A 21,959-nucleotide genomic window follows, 5' to 3' on the forward strand; every position below is an offset into this window, starting at 1 on the left:
CCCTACACCTGCATCGACATCACTTCCTGATACGCCGACACCAGTTTATTACGCACCTGAATACCCATCTGCATCGATACCGACGCTTTTTGCATATCGGTCATCACATCATTTAACGCAATACCCGGCTCACCCAGGGTAAATTTCTCAGCCTGGGTACGGGACGCGGTTTGCACATCGCTGATTCTGTCTAACGCCGCATGCAGTTGTCCGGCAAAACTCACGGTCGGTTGTGGCTGCATATCCTGCATTTTTGCTGACATCGCCGTGGCCTGCAACTGGCTGATGACCCCTTCAATCCCCTGTATTGCCGACATTCTGATCCCCTGGATGATTTTTTACGTAGCTGAGATTACCAGTTAGTCAATAAGATAAAGGCGTTAAATAACGATAAAAAACCACGGTTTTTAACGCATAGAAAAATTCGAAACCGCAAATAATGAGACCGTCAATTTTTCGAGTTTGCTGACCCGGGAGTGAGTCTTGTTCCACTTTGCAAAAAACGCCGTCCACGATAAGCCACGAGGTGCGAGATGAGTGCGACAGCATCGACTGCAACCCAGCTTAAACCTCTCGAGTGGTTAAACCGCCTGCGCGCGAATCCCAGAATTCCTTTGATTGTGGCGGGAGCCGCTGCCGTCGCTATCATCGTGGCGATGGTCCTGTGGGCCAAAGCGCCTGACTATCGCACGTTGTTCAGCAATCTTTCCGATCAGGATGGTGGCGCGATTGTCACCCAACTGACGCAGATGAACGTTCCCTATCGTTTTACTGAGGGAAGCGGTGCTATAGAAGTTCCTGCCGATAAAGTCCACGAACTGCGCTTACGTCTGGCGCAGCAAGGCCTGCCGAAAGGCGGCGCCGTTGGTTTTGAACTGCTGGATCAGGAAAAGTTTGGTATCAGCCAGTTTAGCGAGCAGGTCAACTACCAGCGTGCGCTGGAAGGTGAATTAGCCCGTACCATTGAAACGCTGGGACCGGTAAAACGCGCCCGCGTGCATCTGGCAATGCCGAAACCGTCGTTGTTTGTGCGTGAGCAAAAAGCGCCTTCAGCCTCCGTGACAGTTAACCTTGAACCGGGCCGTGCACTGGATGAAGGTCAGATCAGTGCAGTTACGCATCTGGTTTCCAGCGCTGTCGCCGGGTTACCGCCGGGCAACGTTACGCTGGTCGACCAGGCGGGTCATCTGCTAACTCAGTCGAACACCAGCAGCCGCGATCTTAACGATGCGCAGTTGAAATACGCCAGCGATGTCGAAGGCCGCGTTCAACGCCGTATCGAATCGATCCTGTCGCCGATTGTCGGCAACGGTAACGTACATGCGCAGGTCACCGCGCAGCTGGATTTTGCTAATAAAGAGCAAACCGAAGAACAGTACCGTCCAAACGGTGATGATTCCCAGGCCGTGCTACGTTCACGTCAGTTAAACGTCAGCGAGCAGATCGGAAGCGGAGCGCCAGGCGGCGTACCGGGCGCGTTGTCCAATCAACCAGCACCGGCAAATACCGCGCCAATCGCCAACCCTCCGGCTAATCAGCAAAATGCGCAAACCACGCAGACGGCAAATAACAGCAATAATGCCGGACCACGCAGTACGCAGCGCAATGAAACCAGCAACTATGAAGTCGACCGTACCATTCGCCACACCAAAATGAACGTCGGCGATGTGCAGCGTCTCTCGGTTGCAGTGGTGGTCAACTATAAAACGTTGCCGGACGGCAAACCGCTGCCGCTAACCGCCGATCAGATGAAACAGATTGAGGATCTGACCCGCGAAGCGATGGGCTTCTCCGACAAACGTGGCGATACCCTGAACGTGGTGAACTCTCCGTTCACGGCGACCGACGATTCCATGGGCGAGCTGCCGTTCTGGAAACAGCCGTTCTTTATTGATCAGTTGATGACCGCAGGCCGTTGGTTACTGGTTCTGCTTGTTGCCTGGATCCTGTGGCGCAAAGCTGTTCGCCCGCAGTTGGTTCGCCGCAGCGAAGAAGCAAAAGCGGTACAAGAACAAACGCGTATCCGTCAGGAAACCGAAGAAGCGGTAGAAGTTCGCCTCAGCAAAGACGAACAGACCCAGCAGCGTCGTACGAATCAGCGTCTGGGTGCAGAAGTGATGAGCCAGCGTATTCGTGAAATGTCAGATAACGATCCGCGCGTCGTGGCGCTGGTCATTCGCCAGTGGATGAGTAACGATCATGAGTAATGCCCTTACCGGTACCGATAAAAGCGTCATCCTGCTGATGACCATTGGCGAAGATCGCGCGGCAGAGGTGTTTAAACACCTTTCCACGCGCGAAGTTCAGGCGCTGAGTACAGCGATGGCGAACGTACGCCAGATCTCCAACAAACAGTTGACTGAAGTGCTGGCCGAATTTGAGCAAGAAGCAGAACAGTTTGCCGCGCTGAATATCAATGCCAACGAATATCTGCGCTCGGTGCTGGTGAAAGCGCTGGGCGAGGAACGCGCCTCCAGCCTGCTGGAAGATATTCTGGAAACCCGCGATACCACCAGCGGCATTGAAACGCTCAACTTTATGGAGCCGCAAAGCGCCGCCGACCTTATCCGCGACGAGCATCCGCAGATTATCGCCACCATTCTGGTGCACCTCAAACGGGGCCAGGCCGCCGATATTCTGGCGCTGTTCGACGAGCGTTTACGTCACGACGTGATGCTGCGTATCGCCACCTTCGGCGGCGTACAGCCTGCCGCGCTGGCAGAACTGACCGAGGTACTGAACGGTCTGCTCGATGGCCAGAACCTCAAGCGCAGCAAAATGGGCGGCGTGAGAACGGCGGCAGAAATTATCAACCTGATGAAAACCCAGCAGGAAGAAGCGGTTATCACCGCCGTACGCGAGTTCGACGGCGAACTGGCGCAGAAAATTATCGACGAAATGTTCCTGTTCGAAAACCTGGTGGACGTCGACGATCGCAGTATCCAGCGTCTGCTGCAGGAAGTGGATTCCGAATCGCTGCTGATTGCGCTGAAAGGTGCCGAACAGCCGCTACGCGAGAAGTTCCTGCGCAACATGTCGCAACGTGCTGCCGATATTCTGCGCGACGACCTTGCCAACCGCGGTCCGGTGCGCTTGTCGCAGGTGGAAAACGAACAGAAAGCGATTCTGCTTATTGTGCGTCGTCTGGCGGAAACCGGCGAGATGGTGATCGGCAGCGGCGAGGATACCTATGTCTAACGAACTGCCGTGGAAAGTCTGGACTCCGGACGATCTCGCCCCACCGATGGCAGAGTTCGTGCTGGCCGACCACAGCGAAACGCCGCTGTCCGAAGAGACGGAAGAACCCGAGCTTTCGGCAGAGCAACAGCTTGAACAACAGCTCGCACAGCTGCAAATGCAGGCCCATGAGCAAGGGTATAACGCGGGGCTGGCGGAAGGTCGACAAAAGGGTCATGAACAAGGCTATCAGGAAGGTCTGAGCCAGGGGCTGGAGCAAGGCCAGAACCAGGCGCGTGCGCAGCATGCGCCGATTCATGCCCGTATGCAGCAACTGGTGAGCGAGTTTCAGAATACGCTGGACGCACTGGACAGCGTCATTGCCTCGCGCCTGATGCAAATGGCGCTGGAAGCTGCGCGTCAGGTGATTGGTCAGACGCCTATCGTGGATAACGCTGCGCTGATTAAGCAGATCCAACAGTTATTACAACAGGAACCGCTGTTTAGCGGTAAACCGCAGCTGCGCGTACATCCGGACGATCTCCAGCGTGTTGAGGAGATGCTCGGTGCCACTCTCAGCCTGCACGGCTGGCGGCTGCGCGGCGATCCCACGCTGCATCACGGCGGATGTAAAGTCTCAGCCGACGAAGGCGATCTGGATGCCAGCGTCGCCACACGCTGGCAAGAACTCTGCCGTCTGGCAGCGCCGGGAGTCGTGTAATGACTACTCGCCTGACTCGCTGGCTCAATACGCTGGACAACTTCGAAGAGAAAATGTCGCTGCTGCCTGCGGTGCGTCGTTACGGTCGTCTGACCCGCGCCACCGGGCTGGTGCTGGAAGCTACGGGGTTACAGCTGCCGCTGGGTGCCATCTGCGTCATTGAACGCCAGGATGGCAACGAAACCCAGGAAGTTGAAAGCGAAGTCGTAGGCTTTAACGGTCAACGTCTGTTTCTGATGCCGCTCGAGGAGGTCGAAGGCGTTCTGCCCGGCGCACGCGTATACGCGAAGAACATTGCCGGAGAAGGTCTGCAAAGCGGGAAGCAATTACCGCTTGGCCCTGCTCTGCTGGGTCGTGTGCTGGACGGTAGCGGCAAACCGCTCGACGGACTGCCCGCCCCGGATACCACCGAAACCGGCGCGCTGATTACACCGCCGTTTAACCCGCTGCAACGGACCGCAATTGAACACGTCCTGGATACTGGCGTACGCCCCATCAACGCGTTGTTAACCGTTGGTCGCGGCCAGCGTATGGGGCTTTTCGCAGGTTCCGGCGTCGGTAAAAGCGTCCTGCTCGGCATGATGGCGCGCTATACCCAGGCCGACGTTATCGTCGTGGGCCTGATTGGCGAGCGTGGCCGCGAAGTTAAAGATTTTATTGAAAATATTCTCGGCGCTGACGGTCGCGCACGCTCGGTAGTGATTGCCGCTCCGGCGGACGTCTCGCCGCTGTTACGTATGCAAGGCGCGGCCTACGCCACGCGCATCGCCGAAGATTTCCGCGATCGCGGGCAGCACGTATTGCTGATTATGGATTCCCTCACCCGCTATGCGATGGCGCAACGTGAGATAGCCCTGGCGATCGGCGAGCCGCCGGCGACTAAAGGTTATCCGCCGTCAGTATTCGCCAAATTACCGGCGCTGGTTGAACGTGCCGGGAACGGTATTCACGGCGGCGGTTCAGTTACCGCGTTTTACACTGTCCTGACCGAGGGTGACGACCAGCAGGACCCGATTGCCGATTCCGCGCGCGCGATTCTGGACGGCCACATTGTGCTGTCCCGCCATCTGGCCGAGGCGGGTCACTATCCGGCCATCGATATTGAAGCCTCGATCAGCCGCGCCATGACCGCGCTCATTAGTGAAAAACACTACGCACGGGTGCGCAACTTTAAACAGTTGCTGTCCAGCTTCCAGCGTAACCGCGATCTGGTTAGCGTGGGGGCGTATGCCAAAGGCAGCGATCCAATGCTGGATAAAGCCATCGCCTTATGGCCACAGCTGGAAGCGTTTTTACAGCAAGGCATCTTTGAACGGGCTGACTGGGAAGATTCTCTACAAGCTTTAGAACTGATTTTCCCTGGTGTGTGATTAAGCAGGAGAGCATAGGTCATGGCACAACATGGTGCGTTAGCAACACTGAAAGACCTGGCTGAAAAAGAGGTAGATGACGCCGCTGTCTTATTAGGAGAGATGCGTCGTGGCTGTCAGCAGGCAGAAGAACAGTTAAAAATGCTGATCGATTATCAGCATGAGTATCGCAACAATCTGAATACCGATATGGGCCAGGGTATTACCAGCAATCGCTGGATTAACTACCAGCAATTTATTCAGACGCTGGAAAAAGCGATTGAACAACACCGCCAACAGCTCAATCAGTGGACGCAAAAAGTGGATATGGCTTTGAACAGTTGGCGCGACAAAAAACAACGATTACAGGCGTGGCAGACGTTGCAGGACAGACAAACCTCGGCGGCGTTACTGGCCGAAAACCGTCTGGATCAGAAAAAAATGGATGAATTTGCTCAGCGCGCAGCTATGAGGAAACCCGAATGATTACTTTACCCCAACTGATTACCACCGACACCGACGTAGCCGCAGGTCTTCAGTCAGGCAAAGCGGTAGATTCACCCGAGGATTTTTTAGCGCTGCTGGCTGGCGCATTAGGTGCGGGCGACGCGCAGGGTAAAGACGCTCCGCTGTCGCTTGCCGACTTACAGGCGGCCAGCAGTAAGCTGCAAAAAGGGTTACTGCAAAAAAATGGCGATGCCGCACAGTCGGTCAAATTAACCGATCTGTTGGCGCAACAGGAGCTACAAACCGAGACTTCTCTTGCCGACATGACAGACGCTCAGCAACTGTTGTCTGCTCTCACACCTTCACTGAAAGCTAATGCCCTGACGACGCTGGGCAAAGTTGCTCAGCAGGACGAAAAAAACACTACGCTGAGTGATGACGATCTCGCCAACCTGAGCGCATTGTTCGCCATGCTGCCAGGACAACCGCTGGCTACGCCTGCCGTCGACAGCGCACCAGCCCCGGTTGATGCCACGCTTTCCGCATTGTCACGTGACGCTGCACACGGTGCTATTGCCGATAACGCTGGCGAATTGCTGCCGGGTGATGCCAAAAAAGGCAAAGCGGATGTCACAATTGCTGGCGGTGGTGCTAATCAGGCAAACAATCCAACATTAACCCCGCTGACGGCGGCGGCGAACGCCAGAGCTGAAATCGACAGCACCCCGTCACCGACCAGCATTGGCATGACTGCGGCCCCGCTAAGTGGTCCACAAACACACGCACAACCGTTACCGACGGCCGCGCCGGTGTTAAGCGCTCCGTTAGGTAGCCATGAATGGCAGCAATCGCTGAGCCAGCACGTCACATTGTTCACGCGCCAGGGCCAGCAAAGCGCAGAGCTGCGTCTGCATCCGCAGGACCTGGGTCAGGTACATATTTCCCTCAAGCTGGACGATAACCTCGCGCAGCTGCAGATGGTATCACCGCACAGTCACGTGCGCGCCGCACTGGAAGCCGCATTACCGATGCTGCGTACGCAGTTGGCTGAAAGCGGCATTCAACTGGGGCAAAGCAACATCAGCAGTGAAAGCTTCGCTGGCCATCAGCAGTCTTCCGGGCAGCAACAGCAGGCTGGTCGCGCTCAAGGACAAGACATTTTTGCCGCTGAAGATGACGCAATACTGGCAACCCCAGCCTCGCTGCAAGCCGCTGCCCGCGGCGATGGCGCAGTAGACATCTTCGCCTAACGCCAGAGGTAGCATGATTATCCGCGTCTTTTCCACGCTTTGTCGTGGACAGGACACGGGATAATCAGCCCATAAGCTGTACCGAAACAGGAAGCCCGTATCTGATGACTGACTCCGCGATTAACAAAAAAAGTAAACGCGCTATTTGGATCCCTCTGCTGGTATTAATTACCCTCGCCGCCTGCGCAACTGCGGGTTATAGCTACTGGCGCATGCAGCAGCAGCCGTCCGCCAGCGTCAAAGCGGAACCGCCTCCACCGCCAGCCCCGGTGTTCTTTGCGCTGGATACCTTTACCGTCAATCTGGGTGATGCAGATCGTGTGCTGTATATCGGTATCACGCTGCGCATGAAAGATGAGGCGACACGTTCACGTCTTAACGAATATCTGCCGGAAGTGCGCAGCCGCCTGCTGCTGCTGTTCTCTCGTCAGAATGCAGCCACACTCGCCACCGAGGAAGGTAAGCAACAGCTGATTACCGCCATCAAAGAGACGCTGGCGACTCCGCTCGTTGTCGGGCAGCCGAAACAGGTTGTCACCGACGTTCTTTATACAGCTTTTATTCTGCGGTAAAGACATGGGCGACAGTATTCTTTCTCAGGCTGAAATCGACGCATTGCTCAACGGCGATAGCGAAACCAAAGACGAACCCATTTCAGGTATCGCAAAAGAAAGCGATATTCGTCCTTATGATCCCAACACTCAGCGTCGCGTGGTACGTGAGCGTTTACAGGCGTTGGAGATCATTAACGAACGCTTTGCGCGCCAGTTCCGAATGGGATTATTTAACCTGTTGCGCCGTAGCCCGGATATTACCGTGGGTGCGATCCGTATCCAGCCATACCATGAATTTGCGCGCAACTTACCGGTTCCGACCAACCTGAACTTAATCCACCTGAAGCCGCTGCGCGGTACGGGTCTGGTGGTGTTCTCACCGAGTCTGGTATTTATCGCCGTAGACAACCTGTTTGGCGGTGACGGTCGTTTCCCGACGAAAGTCGAAGGCCGCGAATTTACGCACACGGAACAGCGCGTTATCAACCGCATGCTGAAGCTGGCGCTGGAAAGCTACAGCGACGCGTGGAAGGCCATCAACCCGCTGGAAGTGGAATACGTCCGTTCGGAGATGCAGGTGAAATTTACCAATATCACTACTTCTCCGAACGACATTGTGGTGAACACCCCGTTCCACGTTGAAATTGGCAACCTGACCGGTGAATTTAACATTTGTCTGCCCTTCAGCATGATTGAACCGTTGCGTGAGCTGCTGGTGAATCCGCCGCTGGAAAATTCACGTAATGAAGATCAGAACTGGCGCAATAATCTGGTGCGTCAGGTTCAGCATTCTGAGCTGGAGCTGGTGGCAAACTTTGCCGATATCCCGCTGCGGCTATCCCAGATTTTAAAACTGAAACCCGGCGATGTACTGCCGATTGAAAAACCCGACCGCATTATTGCTCATGTGGACGGCGTGCCTGTGCTGACCAGCCAGTATGGCACCGTAAACGGTCAGTATGCGTTACGCGTAGAACATCTGATAAACCCGATTTTGAATTCGCTGAATGAGGAACAGCCCAAATGAGTGATATGAATAATCCGTCCGATGAGAACACTGGCGCATTGGACGATCTGTGGGCTGACGCGTTAAACGAGCAAAAAACCACGCCCACCAAAAGTGCGGCCGATGCGGTATTCCAGCAGTTAGGTGGCGGCGACGTCAGCGGTGCTTTGCAGGATATCGACCTGATCATGGACATTCCGGTCAAGCTGACCGTCGAACTGGGCCGTACCCGCATGACCATCAAAGAGCTGCTGCGTCTGACGCAGGGTTCGGTTGTCGCACTGGATGGTCTGGCAGGCGAACCGCTGGATATTCTGATCAACGGTTATCTGATTGCCCAGGGCGAAGTCGTCGTAGTTGCGGACAAATACGGTGTGCGTATCACTGACATTATCACCCCGTCTGAACGTATGCGCCGTCTGAGCCGTTAATCATGAATACCCAGGCTACCGTTTCTCAACCCGCCGCCGTTCCCGGCTCACCGCTGGTGCAGGTAAGCGGCGCGCTGCTCGGGATCATCGTCTTGATCCTGGCGGCGGCCTGGGTCATTAAACGTCTGGGGTTTGCCCCCAAAAGTGCCGGTACGCGCGGGCTGAAAGTCACGGCCAGTACCTCACTGGGTCCACGTGAGCGCGTGGTGATTGTCGAGGTCGAAGATGCCCGTTTGGTACTGGGCGTCACAGCCTCGCAGATTAACGTCCTGCACACCCTGCCCCCGGCACCTGCCGATGCAGAAGAAAAAACGGCCTCCCCTGCGGATTTCCAGGCCATGATGAAGAGTTTGCTGAAGCGTCCTGGGAGATCCTGATGCGCCGTTTGTTATCCCTTACGCTGGCAAGCTTGTGGCTTTTCAGCCCCGTTGCCCTCGCCCAACTCCCGGGTCTGGTCAGTCAGCCTTTGCCGGGCGGCGGACAAAACTGGACGTTACCCGTGCAGACGCTGGTGTTCATCACCTCGCTGACGTTCCTGCCTGCAATTTTGCTGATGATGACCAGCTTCACCCGCATCATCATCGTTTTTGGTCTACTGCGAAATGCGCTGGGTACCCCCTCAGCACCACCTAACCAGGTGCTCCTGGGCCTGGCGCTCTTTTTGACCTTTTTCATCATGTCGCCGGTGATCGATAAAATCTACGTTGACGCATACCAACCGTTCAGCGAAGAGAAGATCTCCATGCAGGAAGCCATGGAGAAAGGCGCCCAGCCGCTGCGTGAGTTTATGTTGCGCCAGACCCGTGAAGCCGATCTGGCACTCTTCGCGCGCTTAGCAAACAGCGGTCCGTTACAGGGACCAGAAGCCGTGCCGATGCGAATTTTGCTGCCCGCTTATGTCACCAGTGAGCTGAAAACAGCATTCCAGATAGGCTTTACCATTTTTATTCCGTTTCTGATTATCGACCTGGTGATCGCCAGCGTGTTGATGGCGCTCGGGATGATGATGGTCCCGCCCGCCACAATCGCGTTGCCGTTCAAGCTGATGCTGTTTGTGTTGGTAGACGGTTGGCAGCTACTTGTCGGCTCGCTGGCACAAAGCTTTTACAGTTAGAGGCGCGAAATGACTCCTGAATCGGTCATGATGATGGGCACAGAGGCGATGAAAGTCGCCCTGGCCCTTGCCGCGCCTTTGCTGTTGGTCGCTCTCATCACGGGTCTTATCATCAGTATTCTGCAGGCGGCGACCCAGATTAACGAAATGACGCTGTCCTTCATCCCCAAAATTGTCGCGGTGTTTATTGCCATCATTGTTGCTGGCCCGTGGATGCTTAACCTGCTGCTCGACTACGTGCGTACGCTGTTCAGCAATATCCCCTATATCATCGGGTAGACAACGTTATGTTGCAGGTGTCCAGCGTTGAGTGGCTCCACTGGCTGAATTTATACTTCTGGCCTTTGTTGCGCATACTGGCGCTCATCTCAACGGCCCCCATCCTCAGTGAACGAGCCATCCCCAAACGGGTAAAGCTGGGGCTGGGGTTGATGATTACCGTCGTTATCGCCCCATCGATTCCCGCCGTTGACGTCCCCATCTTTTCTGTTGGCGCGCTTTGGCAGGCAATGCAACAAATCCTGATCGGTATCGCATTAGGCTTCACCATGCAGTTTGCGTTTGCCGCAGTACGTACCGCCGGGGAATTAATTGGCCTGCAAATGGGCCTTTCCTTCGCGACGTTCTTCGATCCCGGTAGCCGTCTGAATATGCCGGTTCTGGCACGACTGATCGACATGCTCGCCATGCTTCTGTTCCTGACCTTTAACGGCCATTTATGGCTGATTTCGCTGCTGGTAGATACTTTTCATACTCTGCCCATCGGCGGCAATCCGGTGAACAGCAATGCGTTTCTCGCGCTGGCACGGGCGGGTAGCCTGATTTTCCTCAACGGGCTAATGCTGGCCCTGCCGGTAATGACGCTGCTGCTCACGCTGAACCTTGCACTTGGTTTGTTAAATCGCATGGCACCACAGCTGTCGGTTTTCGTCATCGGCTTTCCTCTCACTCTGACCGTAGGTATTTCACTAATGGCGGCGCTAATGCCATTAATTGCGCCATTCTGCGAACGATTATTCAGTGAAATTTTTAATTTACTGGCCGATATCGTCAGCGAAATGCCTGGAAAATAATAACCCTTATTTTTTATCCTGTTTTACTAAGGATTGTCCTAAATTTAAAAAGTGACAACATCCACCAGGATATCTCTGTCGCGGCTTATTTGTTTTTGCCTCACTCACATAACGCAACATTCACTTTACTTTAAGATGTTTCCTGGCAAATTATACGCAACTTTACGGGATAGTAAATTCGCCTGAAAAACAGCGAAAGCGTCATCTTGGGTCGTTATTATTCCGTTTAGTTGTGATGAAATAATCAGGTAAGGGGAATTATCGTTACGCATTGAGTGAGGGTATGCCATGTCAACGATTATTATGGATTTATGCAGTTACACCCGACTAGGATTAACCGGATATCTGGTAAGTCGGGGAGTGAAAAAAAGGGAAATCAACAACATTTCCAACGTTGATGAACTCAGTCTCGCCTGTGTCTCTCAACAACCCGCTGTGGTGTTTATTAATGAGGACTGCTTTATCCACGATCCTGCTAATAGCCAGCAAATAAAGCAAATCATTAATCAGCATCCCAGCACATTATTTATTGTGTTTATGGCAATTGCCAACGTGCATTTTGATGAATATCTACTCGTCAGAAAAAATTTATTGATTAGTTCTAAATCGATTAAACCTGACTCACTGGATAAACTACTTGGCGATATTCTGAAAAAGGAAGTAGATATTGCTATTGATGTGAATCTGCCGACATTATCATTAAGTCGAACCGAATCCAGCATGCTGCGTATGTGGATGGAGGGTCAAGGAACAATACAGATATCAGATCAAATGAATATCAAAGCCAAGACGGTGTCATCCCATAAGGGGAATATAAAACGAAAGATTAAAACGCATAATAAGCAAGTTATCTATCACGTTGTAAGGCTTACGGATAACGTCACCAATGGTATCTTTGTGAATATGCGCTAAGACGTTCTGACTGGTGGCGACTCCACCAGTCAGAATCAAACAGCGGAACTCATGTCACTCCACTTTTTCCACAAAGATACCATCCTGATGACCTGATTCATTAAAGAACCAGATACCGAGCGGGTAGTCTTCCAGCGAAACCAGGTACATGGTGCCTTCACTAAATTCTTCGATTGCCAGTACCACGCCCGGTCGACGAGGACCGCCGTCCGTTTTGACTGTGACCCGATCATTCACCTTCATAGTTTTCCTCCTGTGGCTTTGTGCCAGTGTAGAACAAATTCCTTTTTCTGGCAGCGCTGTACACGCGCGATTGCGGGTTTTATCGACGGTCTATACTTAAGTTGTGCGTATCTGATGTTTGGGTACGCTCCCCCGGTATCCTTAACGGTTGAGAGGTATGAGGATGAAAACCGCGAAAGAGTACAGCGATACGGCCAAACGTGAAGTCAGCGTCGATGTCGACGCGCTGCTAAAGGCAATCAACGAAATCTGCGAGAGTGAAATTCATCGCAGCCAGGATGACCCGGAGCGCGTCAGCGTTGACGGGCGTGATTACCATACATGGCATGAACTGGCCGATGCGTTCGAGCTTGATATCCATGATTTTAGCGTGTCGGAAATCAATCGCTGACTGAGGGCGAAAAAAATCCCGGCCCTTATCGGGTCGGGATCAAGCTTGCTTATGCAAGAAGCACTTGTAAATTCGTTACACCAGAAAATCTGATGTGAACCAAACCTTATCTGCAATTTTTTTGCCTGACAAGTAAATAATTCTCACCGGAATGATAAATATAACTAATGGGTGAGAGATCACCAGGTTACGGTCGAGCCAAATGTTCAGGCATCCTGGGAGAGCTGTCTTCGCTCTCCAGGCACCACCAGTTCATCTTCACGGAATGCTTCCCGTTTAACGCCAAAGCCGTCGTACCAGCGACATTCCACCATTCCGCTGGCATACCCGGTAACGATCATACGTGGGCCACCCTCTTTGGAGGTGACTTCCTCACTGACAGAAAAGACCATACCTGCCTCCTGTATCAAGAGAAACCTTTACACCTTAGATGACAAGGAGGCGTTTTGCGTAATCAGTCCTGTAACAATTAGTGCGAAATCCCGCGCACTCTGGCGACAGCTTTTACCAGCAAAACGACAATCCCACCGATGATAAAGCCGAGCACCAGGTTAAGCAGGGTCGGAAGCATTAGCGAAATCAATGTACTTTGCTGCTGAGCAAAATGTTCAATCGCATGATGCAGCGGCGATATTCCGTGTACCACAATGCCGCCTCCCACTAAAAACATCGCCAGTGTGCCGACCACAGAAAGTGTTTTCATAAGCCAGGGGGCAACCACCAGTAACCCTTTGCCCAACGACTGGGCAAGCAGGCTGCGCTTTTCTGCCAACCAGTACCCAATGTCGTCAAGCTTAACGATAATCCCGACCAGGCCATACACGCCCACGGTCACCACTAACGCGATACCTGATAGCACCAACACCTGATTCAGCAAGGGTGCGTCCGCTACAATACCCAGCGTAATTGCGACAATCTCGGCAGACAAAATGAAGTCGGTACGTATTGCCCCTTTGATTTTATCTTTCTCAAAGGTGAGCGGATCCTGCGCCGCCAAAGATGTCAGACGCTGCTGACGTTCTTCCGGAGTTTCTTTGTGCTTCCGCGCCTCCAGGGTATGCAGAACCTTTTCCACCCCTTCAAAACAGAGAAACGCCCCGCCTACCATTAATAAGGGGGTGATCGCCCAGGGAATAAATGCGCTTATCAATAGCGCCAACGGCACCAGAATAACTTTGTTAACAAACGATCCTTTCGCCACACTCCAGACCACCGGGAGTTCGCGGTTCGCCCGCACGCCCGACACCTGCTGCGCATTAAGCGACAGATCATCCCCCAGCACGCCCGCGGTTTTTTTCGCGGCCAGTTTTCCCATCACTGAGATATCATCCAGCAGCGTGGCGATATCATCGAGTAAGGTCAGTAAGCTACTTCCTGCCAAAATTTTCACCCTCAATATTATTTTTTTGCAGTCATAAGTATGAAGTAAAACACGCCATGCTGAAACTGACCTTTCTGGTCAACAAGTTTTTAACATCAACACGTAATTATAAATCTCGCCAGTAAGATAGTTTTGACGTTTACTATGTTGCACCTTTTTATTTCCACCGTGAGGGATTATGCGTTTCAGGCAATTGTTACCGCTTTTCAGTGCGCTATTCGCGCTGTACATCATTTGGGGTTCCACGTACTTCGTTATTCGCATTGGCGTTGAAAGCTGGCCGCCGTTAATGATGGCAGCCGTACGTTTTCTCTCCGCGGGAATTTTATTAACAAGTTTCTTACTTATTCGTGGGCATAAGCTGCCCCCCTTACGCCTAATCCTGAACGCCGCGTTAATTGGTATCCTGCTGCTGGCTGTAGGTAATGGGCTGGTCACCGTCGCAGAACACCAAAATGTCCCTTCCGGTATTGCCGCCGTTGTGGTCGCCACCGTCCCGTTATTTACGCTGTGTTTTAGCCACTTTTTTGGCATCAAAACGCGCAAGCTGGAATGGTTGGGGATAGCGATTGGGCTAGCAGGGATCATCATGCTAAACAGCGGAGGCAATTTAAGTGGCAATCCGTGGGGCGCTATTTTGATCCTGATCGGTTCAATAAGCTGGGCGTTTGGCTCGGTGTACGGTTCACGCATTACGCTACCCGTTGGCATGATGGCCGGAGCCATTGAAATGTTAGCCGCCGGTATTGTGCTGATGTGCGCATCGCTACTCTCCGGGGAAAAACTGACCACCATGCCAACATTTTCAGGCTTTATGGCGGTGGCTTACCTGGCCCTGTTTGGCTCCATTATTGCCATTAATGCGTATATGTTCCTGATCCGCAATGTCAGCCCGGCGCTAGCCACCAGCTATGCCTACGTCAATCCGGTTGTTGCCGTGCTGTTAGGTACCGGTCTGGGGGGAGAAAGACTGGCCCCTATCGAATGGCTGGCGCTCGGCGTGATCGTGTTTGCTGTGGTGTTGGTAACGTTGGGGAAATACCTGTTCCCTGTTAAAGCGGATGCCGTTGCTACCCCGTCGGAAAAAACGTTACAGTAAATGAATACCGAGAGTGTCGATCTGCGCGGTGTCACCACCGCCGCAGATCCACTCGATGACACGTTCAGATAACGCTTCATCGTCCAGCTTTTTGCGACCACGCAGGGCGCACTCCCAGACAATCAGTACGCGCCAGCCCAGAGCCTGCAACTTTTCACAATCCCGCGCATCGCGCTGGACATTTTTGCCTATTTTTTCCAGCCAGAATTCCGTTCGTGTCGCGGGGACTTTAAACAAATAGCAATCGTGGTGGTGCCAGAAACAGCCATGAGTAAAAATCACACAATGATAATCATCCACCACAAAATCAGGGCGACCGGGTAACGTCGCATCCTGCACGCGAAACGTTACCCCCTGCTCTGTCAGCACGCTGGCAAGGCGTTTTTCAATTGCGGTATCGCGGGTAGCTATCGCCCGCATATTTTTACTGCGTGTTGCTTTATCGTGAACGTCTGCCACGCTGGTTCTCTTTCTCGCGAATAGCAACTGCCTGCCTGATTTTCGGCTCCAGCAACCTGGCCACCGCCGCAAATGCCGGAACGACCACCGAATTACCAAACTGGCGATAAGCCTGGGTATCTGACACAGGGATCCTGAACTGATAGCCCTGCGGAGATTCAAACCCCATCAGACGCGCGCACTCTCTGGGCGTAAGTCTGCGTGGGCGGTGGCGCTGATTCTGCGGATCGTCAAAATCTATTTCACCCAGCGCCATATCCCAGCCACGGTCAATCAAGATCTCCGCCCCATCTTTATAATAACGCGCAGATAATGTGCGCGTTACGCTATCAGGGTTACCGGGATACACCATGCCATAGCCAAATCCATTGCCCCGCGCCTGATGCTTTTTCGCATAGCGATAGAGGTATTTCCACAGCACTGGCGTCAGTACATATTTCGCATCGACGGTCGGCTCAAGCAGTTCCGCCAGCGTGGTACGCCGCGGCGGATAACGCGTGACAATATCCCGCAGCGTGAAGTCTGATTTCAAATTCAGATCGCGTCGGAAGCCGACAAGCACGATACGTTCGCGATGCTGAGGCAAAAAATGTTGCCCATCAATGATTTTCGGATCGTCCGGACCGTTATCCGCCGCATCCGCTACGTCATAACCCAGCTCGTCCAGCGTTTGCATAATGATGCGAAACGTTTTGCCCTGATCGTGACTCTTCAGGTTTTTGACGTTTTCGAGCACAAATATGGCGGGCCGACGCGCATCGATAATGCGCACCACGTCAAAAAATAGCGTGCCTTGCGTATCACAGGCGAAACCATGTGCCCGCCCTAACGCATTTTTCTTTGATACACCAGCCAGAGAAAATGGCTGACAAGGGAATCCGGCTAACAGCACGTCATGTTCAGGAACATGCTGGCGAATATGTTCTGCCGCCTGCTGGTCACTCACCCCATCGTGATGGCTGAGTGTGATATCACGAATATCTTCATTAAAGTTGTGCTGGAGCGGATCGCAGTAGTTGTTCGCTTTATAGGTGCGCACCGCATGCTTGTTCCACTCACTGGTAAACACGCACTGCCCGCCAATCGCTTCAAAGCCGCGACGAATGCCGCCAATACCGGCAAAAAGATCGATAAAGCGAAAGGCATAATGCGGATGATGCGCAGGTGGTTTCGGCAACAAAGTATTCAGATGAATGAGCTCGCGGTCGCTGAGGCGATGCCATGTTTCATTAGCAACCACTCGCTTAAAGATGGCCGGGCTCCAGCGGTTCTCACCAACGCCATTCAGATGAGCAACCAGCGTTTTCACGTCATATATTTCAAGCAACTTGGCCAACATCACCTGCACGTCGGCCTCGTTTTCATCTGTCATCGGGTTCATGGAGCCTGCTACTGAAAAATTATCCTGCATACATTTAACCGGCAGAAATGGATAACCGACAGATTAACATAAATTAGCACGGTTGACGTTTCAGCCGTATTGGCGACTAGCGCGCTTTAAAGGGTTGAATCGCGTCAAGATCCAGCATTTCGTATTCTCCTTTTAGCTCCGCACTCAGCTTCGCCATATACGTCAGTAAAAAATCCGCATTATGTTGTGCCAAATGCCGCCCTTGCTCGGTTTGCATCGTCAACGGCAACGTCAATAACTTGGTCTGGAAGTGATCGAGCGCGTACTGTTTATCGTCTAGGCTACGCTTTCGGGCAAACGGATCTTCCGCATCAAACAGCGCAACCCCTAACGCCCCTGAAACGGCAAATACGCGCGCTAAACCAATTGCACCCAGCGCCTCAAGCCGGTCTGCATCCTGCACGATTTTCGCTTCAAGGGTTTCTGGCGCGATTTTGGCGCTAAAACTGTGCGCCTCAATGGCATGACACACTGCCGATAACCGCTGTTGTGGAAAATCCGGAAAATCGCGCATCAAAACACGACATGTTTCCTTGGCTGCCAGTACCGACGAACAATGACGCTCAGGATGGTTCTTTGGCAGACTGACGAGATCGTGGAAGTAGCACGCGGTCAACACCACCAGCCAGTCTACGGTTGCATCTGTACTCAGCTTTTGCGCCGTTATCCACACACGTCGAAAGTGAAAGATGTCATGTGCAGCATCTTGTCCAGAATGGTTATCAGCTAACCAGGCTTCAAATCGCGACTGCCAGTCGTGCAGTTTCATGCTATCTCCCTTTGTAGAAAGAAAATCACCTTAGCAACAATTTTCATTGCAGACCACTGCCCGCCCCATTACATAATCATCTTTTATTATTGCACTAAAAATAAAATCCACATGAATTTATAAAACCCACGACACCAATATCGAAAAATAATTTATATGAATATTAAAAACAAACATCTAAAACAAATAAAATGCACATAACAAATAAATAGATAAACACATATAACTAACTGATTAAAAACAATTCACATGGCGAATACCAATGTAATTAACACACACGCATAATTATACAAAGATGCAAAAGAAACATTTTGAAATATTTTAAATACATTTGTTACATGTTATATTTTAAATTAAATGAACTTCATAGATAGTATCCAAATGTAGTCACTCGTATAGTACTACATATTCATTTTAATTATCATGCAAAGGGAATACATAATGAAAAGAAAAGTATTGGCACTGCTTCTCCCTGCTTTATTAGCTGCAGGCGCAGCAAATGCGGCTGAAATCTATAATAAGAACGGCAATAAACTGGATCTGTACGGTAAAGTCGATGCACGTCATGTCTTCTCCGAAGATACTACTGAGGACGGGGACGCTACATATGTACGTCTGGGTTTTAAAGGTGAAACTCAGATTAATTCTGATCTGATCGGTTTTGGTCAGTGGGAATACAATATTCAAGCAAATGAAATTGAAGATGATAATGCAAATACCGCTACTCGTCTGGGTTTTGCGGGTCTGAAATTCAGTGATTATGGCTCCTTCGACTATGGCCGTAACTATGGCGTGCTGTATGACATCGAAGCATGGACCGACATGTTGCCTGTATGGGGCGGTGATTCATACACCTACACTGATAACTTTATGACAGGCCGTACCAACGGTGTAGCAACTTACCGCAACACTGATTTCTTTGGCTTGGTTGAGGGCCTGAATTTTGCACTGCAGTATCAAGGTGCAAATGAGAGCAAAAACTCTGTCTTTGGTCAGGAAGGAACCAACAACGGTCGTAATGTGCGCAAACAGAACGGCGACGGTTTCGGTATGTCCACCACTTACGACTTCGGCATGGGTATCAGTGCTGGTGCAGCATTCTCAACGTCTGACCGTACCAATGAACAACAGTATGGTACCACTGCAAATGGTGAAAAAGCAGAAGCCTGGACTGTTGGTCTGAAATACGATGCTAACAACATCTATCTGGCAACCATATATGCGGAAACCCGCAATATGACCCCAGTAGGAAGTAGCGATTGTAGTATCTGTTTTGCCAACAAAACTCAGAACTTCGAAGTAACGGCTCAATACCAGTTTGATTTCGGTCTGCGTCCGGAAATTTCTTACCTGCAATCTAAAGGTAAGGACCTGACTGAAGACATGGGATTCATTACCAATAAGTACAACAACAAAGATCTGGTTAAGTACGTATCTATTGGTGCTAACTACTACTTCAACAAAAACTTCTCCACCTACGTTGATTACAAAATCAACCTGCTTGACGGCGATGATGCATTCTACGACGCAGTCGGTATTTCTACTGATGATGTTGTAGGTGTTGGTATGATCTACCAGTTCTAATTGACGCAAAAACAAGCAAGCCCGCTTCATATGAAGCGGGCTTTTTATTTATACGAAACGTATTTTTTTACCACGCGGGCATTACAACGATAAACTTGTGAGGATACTCAAAGAAAAAAACATCCATGAGAACTGTCGTTGAAAGCGAGGCGTGCAAGTGCTTGAATAGTGGCGGAGAGAGGGGGATTTGAACCCCCGGTAGAGTTGCCCCTACTCCGGTTTTCGAGACCGATTTCATTGGTAATATTTTCAATAACTTAACTTTTCTTGCTGGTATATCCACAATATTTCCACTTCATAAAATTCAACTAGTTACGCGTTTATCCATACTTAATATACCAACACTTTCTGAGCTAAAACCTATACTTCAAAGTACAACCTAGAGGTGAGACTGTGTGGAAGATATTCCCAGTCAATGACGCGTGAAGCCTAACTCGGCCAGCTCTCTGATGAAGCCGAACATGACATTACATACAATTTTGAACCAACTCGCAGATTGAATGCGGCAAGATATCAAAATCCTTCTGCAGTTAAATTTATATAGCTCGCGGTTACACGTGTTATATAGAATGCGAAAACAATGAAAATAAAGTGTTAAATGTTAAGGCAAATTGGCACCCTCGACTAATTTTGTCAATTTATCTATAGATAGTGGCTTTGAGTAATACCACCCCTGGACACCGCACTCAGGGAACATTTCAGTTAAATATTTCACCTGAGTTGATGTTTCTACACCTTCGAAAACAACTTTGTGAGTTATATCTTTAAAAATCTCCACCAACCCTGACAATACATTATTATTTACAGAGCATTCATCGATAGAATCTGTAATTGATTTATCAATTTTAATTTCATCTATTTGTAAATTTGATAGCCAGTTTAAATTTGAATGACCAGTCCCGAAATCATCAATAGCTATTGATATACCTTTATTATTAAATAAAGAAATAACCTTTTGGAGGGAATTTATTTCCGCGCTCTGCCTTTCTGTTAACTCCATCATTATCATACCAGGTTTTATATTTGATTCATCAATCATCTGAAACACTTTTTCTTGAAATGATTCCGACAGAAGGTCTTGAGAACTAACATTAATGCTTATAAAAATATCAAATTCCTCAGAAAGAGACATGGTTTGCTTTACTGCCATTCGAAATACAAAATCACTTATTTCCTGGATTAAACCATGCTTCTCTGCAATAGGGATAAAAATATCAGGAGGAATGCTACCAATATCATGATCATCCCATCTAATTAGTGCTTCCACACCAATAATTTTTCCGGTTTTTATTTTATAAATAGGTTGATACACAAGATATAATGATTCGCTTCTTATCGCATTTTTTAATCTTGAAACTAATGATTGCTTACGTGCAACTCTTTGATTATAAAAACCACCCAGAAGAACACCGGTTACAATAGATGTAAAGGAAATCAACAACATCGTTAGCCAACTATCGAAACTCATCCACGGAAATTTAACTCCCCCCATGACACAGACATTATTATTTTTATTACAGCTTTGCGTGGTAATAAGTCCTAGTTGGTAGGATTTATCATGCTGAGCCTCTTCAAGAAGATCGACCTGCTCACCAAGTTTGAACAAATGAAGCGAATGATCTCTGTCACCTACAATTGCAGAAAACCCCTTCTCTTCATGGTCTGTAACAAATCTATTAAATGCAAATGGTGAAATCGTTATGGCTAATTTTTGATTGCTTAGCAAATCAGCTTTTACATTATTTTCCAGTAACACACCAAAAAACCAAGTTACATTGTCCTTTTCAACTTTTCTATCATAGATATTGAGAAGCAATGGTGCTGGCAACACTCCCCATAAAGCACTACATATGACTGCACCATTTGAAATAAATGATATATCTTTTATAAGAGCATAGGGCCATAAGGCCACTCTTAGAGCATGAAGTTGTAGTTCACTACAAGGACTATAAGCATTAAATATTTCATAACTATCATTTATTTTATCAATCTGTTGAATGAGACTAACGCTTCTATTCAAAACTCGTTCTGTATATGATGCAATCCTCTCCTTGTATATATAATACATTGAAATCTCAGACAATGAGAAAAAAATAAAAAATGAAAACGTGATTGATATCACATAAGGCTTAATTCGTTTTAAATTGTGGTTATTCTTCACACCGCCCTCTTTATATGCCTGACCCTATGTAACAACATACATTCTACTATCTGTCGTGAATCAAATACATACAGTTAAAACAGATTATCGGCTAAAACAAATATTTCTTTATGTTTTTTATTAGAAAAGAACGTTATAAAATAACGCAAAACCACATCCAAGTTAGATTTATGTTTGCATTTTAGCCAAATAAGTGGCACTTCATCTTGTATTCATAGGTCTAATGTAAAGGATGTAATTCTAAGGGAAATAAGTGTGAAACCGCGCCTTTTCCCGATACTGGTACTTGGGTAAAACCGATGATGACGCTGCCGGAGATCGACACTGACGCCAGCAAGCATGAGAAGGAACAGATAAGCCGTACTGTTCAGGAAATGTTTGAAGAGGCTGATATGTGGCTGGTTTCAGATTAAACGCCTTGAACCGT

The 21,959-nt window shown here is 50.0% G+C and carries 24 protein-coding genes, 1 tRNA gene and 2 pseudogenes; 18 read left to right on the forward strand and 9 right to left on the reverse strand.

All coding sequences use genetic code 11. The features are described from left to right. Nucleotides 1–2: 2 nt before the first annotated feature. Nucleotides 3–317 carry a flagellar hook-basal body complex protein FliE gene (fliE, locus tag OGX97_RS18580; protein WP_003030448.1) on the reverse strand — a complete coding sequence of 105 codons (315 nt, stop codon included), beginning with the start codon at nt 315–317 and terminating at the stop codon, nt 3–5. A 216-nt stretch (nt 318–533) separates the two neighbouring features. Between fliE and fliF the strand changes: the two genes are divergently transcribed. The 14 genes and pseudogenes from fliF to rcsA all read left to right on the forward strand — a co-directional run bounded on the left by fliF (nt 534) and on the right by rcsA (nt 12,034). Continuing rightward, nucleotides 534–2,207: a flagellar basal-body MS-ring/collar protein FliF gene (gene fliF, locus OGX97_RS18585; RefSeq protein WP_008785112.1), complete on the forward strand. Its 1,674-nt coding sequence runs from the start codon at nt 534–536 to the stop codon at nt 2,205–2,207. Continuing rightward, on the forward strand, nt 2,200–3,198 hold the full coding sequence (fliG, locus tag OGX97_RS18590) for a flagellar motor switch protein FliG (RefSeq protein WP_003030443.1): 999 nt from the start codon (nt 2,200–2,202) through the stop codon (nt 3,196–3,198). Before fliF ends, fliG begins: the two co-directional genes overlap by 8 nt. Continuing rightward, the gene (gene fliH / locus OGX97_RS18595) at nt 3,191–3,898 is read left to right on the forward strand and encodes a flagellar assembly protein FliH (protein WP_003834049.1); all 708 of its coding nucleotides are present in this window, start codon (nt 3,191–3,193) and stop codon (nt 3,896–3,898) included. The genes fliG and fliH overlap by 8 nt, the downstream gene beginning before the upstream one ends. Continuing rightward, the gene (gene fliI / locus OGX97_RS18600; RefSeq protein WP_279851086.1) at nt 3,898–5,268 is read left to right on the forward strand and encodes a flagellar protein export ATPase FliI; all 1,371 of its coding nucleotides are present in this window, start codon (nt 3,898–3,900) and stop codon (nt 5,266–5,268) included. Before fliH ends, fliI begins: the two co-directional genes overlap by 1 nt. 21 nt (nt 5,269–5,289) lie before the next feature. Then, nucleotides 5,290–5,733 (forward strand): flagellar export protein FliJ, encoded by a 444-nt coding sequence (gene fliJ / locus OGX97_RS18605; protein ID WP_003834052.1) that lies wholly within the window; start codon nt 5,290–5,292, stop codon nt 5,731–5,733. After that, nucleotides 5,730–6,944, forward strand: a complete 1,215-nt coding sequence (fliK, locus tag OGX97_RS18610) for a flagellar hook length control protein FliK (protein WP_235127271.1) — start codon at nt 5,730–5,732, stop codon at nt 6,942–6,944. Before fliJ ends, fliK begins: the two co-directional genes overlap by 4 nt. A 104-nt stretch (nt 6,945–7,048) precedes the next feature. After that, the gene (gene fliL / locus OGX97_RS18615; RefSeq protein ID WP_003834054.1) at nt 7,049–7,516 is read left to right on the forward strand and encodes a flagellar basal body-associated protein FliL; all 468 of its coding nucleotides are present in this window, start codon (nt 7,049–7,051) and stop codon (nt 7,514–7,516) included. A gap of 4 nt (nt 7,517–7,520) precedes the next feature. After that, nucleotides 7,521–8,525 carry a flagellar motor switch protein FliM gene (fliM, locus tag OGX97_RS18620; protein WP_003030434.1) on the forward strand — a complete coding sequence of 335 codons (1,005 nt, stop codon included), beginning with the start codon at nt 7,521–7,523 and terminating at the stop codon, nt 8,523–8,525. Then, nucleotides 8,522–8,935 (forward strand): flagellar motor switch protein FliN, encoded by a 414-nt coding sequence (gene fliN, locus OGX97_RS18625; RefSeq protein ID WP_003030433.1) that lies wholly within the window; start codon nt 8,522–8,524, stop codon nt 8,933–8,935. The genes fliM and fliN overlap by 4 nt, the downstream gene beginning before the upstream one ends. Further along, on the forward strand, nt 8,935–9,312 hold the full coding sequence (gene fliO, locus OGX97_RS18630; protein ID WP_103014243.1) for a flagellar biosynthetic protein FliO: 378 nt from the start codon (nt 8,935–8,937) through the stop codon (nt 9,310–9,312). Before fliN ends, fliO begins: the two co-directional genes overlap by 1 nt. Further along, nucleotides 9,312–10,049, forward strand: coding sequence for a flagellar type III secretion system pore protein FliP (fliP, locus tag OGX97_RS18635; protein ID WP_125363758.1), 738 nt, complete (start codon nt 9,312–9,314; stop codon nt 10,047–10,049). The genes fliO and fliP overlap by 1 nt, the downstream gene beginning before the upstream one ends. A 9-nt stretch (nt 10,050–10,058) precedes the next feature. Next, entirely contained in the window at nt 10,059–10,328 is a 270-nt protein-coding gene (fliQ, locus tag OGX97_RS18640) for a flagellar biosynthesis protein FliQ (RefSeq protein WP_008785117.1), read from the forward strand. Between the two features lie 8 nt (nt 10,329–10,336). Further along, nucleotides 10,337–11,177: pseudogene (gene fliR, locus OGX97_RS18645) on the forward strand (flagellar biosynthetic protein FliR). 233 nt (nt 11,178–11,410) lie between these two features. Beyond that, entirely contained in the window at nt 11,411–12,034 is a 624-nt protein-coding gene (rcsA, locus tag OGX97_RS18650) for a transcriptional regulator RcsA (RefSeq protein ID WP_003030421.1), read from the forward strand. A 54-nt stretch (nt 12,035–12,088) separates the two neighbouring features. On the opposite strand, the gene dsrB is transcribed toward rcsA, so the two are convergent. Then, complete coding sequence (gene dsrB, locus OGX97_RS18655; RefSeq protein WP_003030419.1) at nt 12,089–12,277, reverse strand: protein DsrB; 189 nt, start codon at nt 12,275–12,277, stop codon at nt 12,089–12,091. Between the two features lie 163 nt (nt 12,278–12,440). Between dsrB and yodD the strand changes: the two genes are divergently transcribed. Beyond that, nucleotides 12,441–12,668, forward strand: a complete 228-nt coding sequence (yodD, locus tag OGX97_RS18660; RefSeq protein WP_003030417.1) for a YodD family peroxide/acid resistance protein — start codon at nt 12,441–12,443, stop codon at nt 12,666–12,668. A 206-nt stretch (nt 12,669–12,874) separates the two neighbouring features. Here yodD and OGX97_RS18665 read toward each other — a convergent pair whose 3' ends face one another. Continuing rightward, nucleotides 12,875–13,060: a YodC family protein gene (locus OGX97_RS18665; RefSeq protein ID WP_003834060.1), complete on the reverse strand. Its 186-nt coding sequence runs from the start codon at nt 13,058–13,060 to the stop codon at nt 12,875–12,877. Nucleotides 13,061–13,137: 77 nt separating this feature from the next. After that, nucleotides 13,138–14,052: a DUF808 domain-containing protein gene (locus tag OGX97_RS18670; protein ID WP_172111214.1), complete on the reverse strand. Its 915-nt coding sequence runs from the start codon at nt 14,050–14,052 to the stop codon at nt 13,138–13,140. 175 nt (nt 14,053–14,227) lie between these two features. On the opposite strand from OGX97_RS18670, the gene yedA reads away from it, so the two are divergent. Next, entirely contained in the window at nt 14,228–15,148 is a 921-nt protein-coding gene (gene yedA / locus OGX97_RS18675) for a drug/metabolite exporter YedA (protein WP_003834062.1), read from the forward strand. On the opposite strand, the gene OGX97_RS18680 is transcribed toward yedA, so the two are convergent. The 3 genes from OGX97_RS18680 to OGX97_RS18690 form a co-directional block, all read right to left on the reverse strand. Continuing rightward, nucleotides 15,140–15,607 (reverse strand): very short patch repair endonuclease, encoded by a 468-nt coding sequence (locus tag OGX97_RS18680; protein WP_008785122.1) that lies wholly within the window; start codon nt 15,605–15,607, stop codon nt 15,140–15,142. The genes yedA and OGX97_RS18680 overlap by 9 nt on opposite strands. Next, nucleotides 15,588–17,018, reverse strand: a complete 1,431-nt coding sequence (locus tag OGX97_RS18685; protein ID WP_279851091.1) for a DNA cytosine methyltransferase — start codon at nt 17,016–17,018, stop codon at nt 15,588–15,590. Before OGX97_RS18685 ends, OGX97_RS18680 begins: the two co-directional genes overlap by 20 nt. A gap of 76 nt (nt 17,019–17,094) precedes the next feature. Beyond that, entirely contained in the window at nt 17,095–17,787 is a 693-nt protein-coding gene (locus OGX97_RS18690; RefSeq protein ID WP_125363757.1) for a phosphohydrolase, read from the reverse strand. 441 nt (nt 17,788–18,228) lie between these two features. On the opposite strand from OGX97_RS18690, the gene ompC reads away from it, so the two are divergent. After that, nucleotides 18,229–19,371 carry a porin OmpC gene (gene ompC, locus OGX97_RS18695; RefSeq protein WP_235127265.1) on the forward strand — a complete coding sequence of 381 codons (1,143 nt, stop codon included), beginning with the start codon at nt 18,229–18,231 and terminating at the stop codon, nt 19,369–19,371. Between the two features lie 169 nt (nt 19,372–19,540). Here ompC and OGX97_RS18700 read toward each other — a convergent pair. Together OGX97_RS18700 and OGX97_RS18705 are read right to left on the reverse strand one after the other, a co-directional pair. After that, nucleotides 19,541–19,663 (reverse strand) — tRNA-OTHER (locus OGX97_RS18700). 309 nt (nt 19,664–19,972) lie between these two features. Continuing rightward, the gene (locus OGX97_RS18705; RefSeq protein ID WP_279851094.1) at nt 19,973–21,532 is read right to left on the reverse strand and encodes an EAL domain-containing protein; all 1,560 of its coding nucleotides are present in this window, start codon (nt 21,530–21,532) and stop codon (nt 19,973–19,975) included. A gap of 269 nt (nt 21,533–21,801) precedes the next feature. Here OGX97_RS18705 and OGX97_RS18710 point away from each other — a divergent pair. Continuing rightward, nucleotides 21,802–21,945 (forward strand): annotated as a pseudogene (locus tag OGX97_RS18710) (DinI-like family protein); the annotation flags it as partial. Between the last annotated feature and the right edge of the window lie 14 nt (nt 21,946–21,959).

It is taken from the genome of Citrobacter sp. Cpo061 (assembly GCF_030332845.1).
In the GTDB taxonomy this organism is placed as follows: domain Bacteria; phylum Pseudomonadota; class Gammaproteobacteria; order Enterobacterales; family Enterobacteriaceae; genus Citrobacter; species Citrobacter portucalensis.

Bases quoted from the DNA above. Each gene is read 5' to 3' on its own strand.
- fliE (WP_003030448.1), bottom strand. From the start codon at position 317: ATGTCGGCAATACAGGGGATTGAAGGGGTCATCAGCCAGTTGCAGGCC.
- fliF (WP_008785112.1), top strand. From the start codon at position 534: ATGAGTGCGACAGCATCGACTGCAACCCAGCTTAAACCTCTCGAGTGG.
- fliG (WP_003030443.1), top strand. From the start codon at position 2,200: ATGAGTAATGCCCTTACCGGTACCGATAAAAGCGTCATCCTGCTGATG.
- fliH (WP_003834049.1), top strand. From the start codon at position 3,191: ATGTCTAACGAACTGCCGTGGAAAGTCTGGACTCCGGACGATCTCGCC.
- fliI (WP_279851086.1), top strand. From the start codon at position 3,898: ATGACTACTCGCCTGACTCGCTGGCTCAATACGCTGGACAACTTCGAA.
- fliJ (WP_003834052.1), top strand. From the start codon at position 5,290: ATGGCACAACATGGTGCGTTAGCAACACTGAAAGACCTGGCTGAAAAA.
- fliK (WP_235127271.1), top strand. From the start codon at position 5,730: ATGATTACTTTACCCCAACTGATTACCACCGACACCGACGTAGCCGCA.
- fliL (WP_003834054.1), top strand. From the start codon at position 7,049: ATGACTGACTCCGCGATTAACAAAAAAAGTAAACGCGCTATTTGGATC.
- fliM (WP_003030434.1), top strand. From the start codon at position 7,521: ATGGGCGACAGTATTCTTTCTCAGGCTGAAATCGACGCATTGCTCAAC.
- fliN (WP_003030433.1), top strand. From the start codon at position 8,522: ATGAGTGATATGAATAATCCGTCCGATGAGAACACTGGCGCATTGGAC.
- fliP (WP_125363758.1), top strand. From the start codon at position 9,312: ATGCGCCGTTTGTTATCCCTTACGCTGGCAAGCTTGTGGCTTTTCAGC.
- fliQ (WP_008785117.1), top strand. From the start codon at position 10,059: ATGACTCCTGAATCGGTCATGATGATGGGCACAGAGGCGATGAAAGTC.
- rcsA (WP_003030421.1), top strand. From the start codon at position 11,411: ATGTCAACGATTATTATGGATTTATGCAGTTACACCCGACTAGGATTA.
- dsrB (WP_003030419.1), bottom strand. From the start codon at position 12,277: ATGAAGGTGAATGATCGGGTCACAGTCAAAACGGACGGCGGTCCTCGT.
- yodD (WP_003030417.1), top strand. From the start codon at position 12,441: ATGAAAACCGCGAAAGAGTACAGCGATACGGCCAAACGTGAAGTCAGC.
- OGX97_RS18665 (WP_003834060.1), bottom strand. From the start codon at position 13,060: ATGGTCTTTTCTGTCAGTGAGGAAGTCACCTCCAAAGAGGGTGGCCCA.
- yedA (WP_003834062.1), top strand. From the start codon at position 14,228: ATGCGTTTCAGGCAATTGTTACCGCTTTTCAGTGCGCTATTCGCGCTG.
- OGX97_RS18685 (WP_279851091.1), bottom strand. From the start codon at position 17,018: ATGCAGGATAATTTTTCAGTAGCAGGCTCCATGAACCCGATGACAGAT.
- OGX97_RS18690 (WP_125363757.1), bottom strand. From the start codon at position 17,787: ATGAAACTGCACGACTGGCAGTCGCGATTTGAAGCCTGGTTAGCTGAT.
- ompC (WP_235127265.1), top strand. From the start codon at position 18,229: ATGAAAAGAAAAGTATTGGCACTGCTTCTCCCTGCTTTATTAGCTGCA.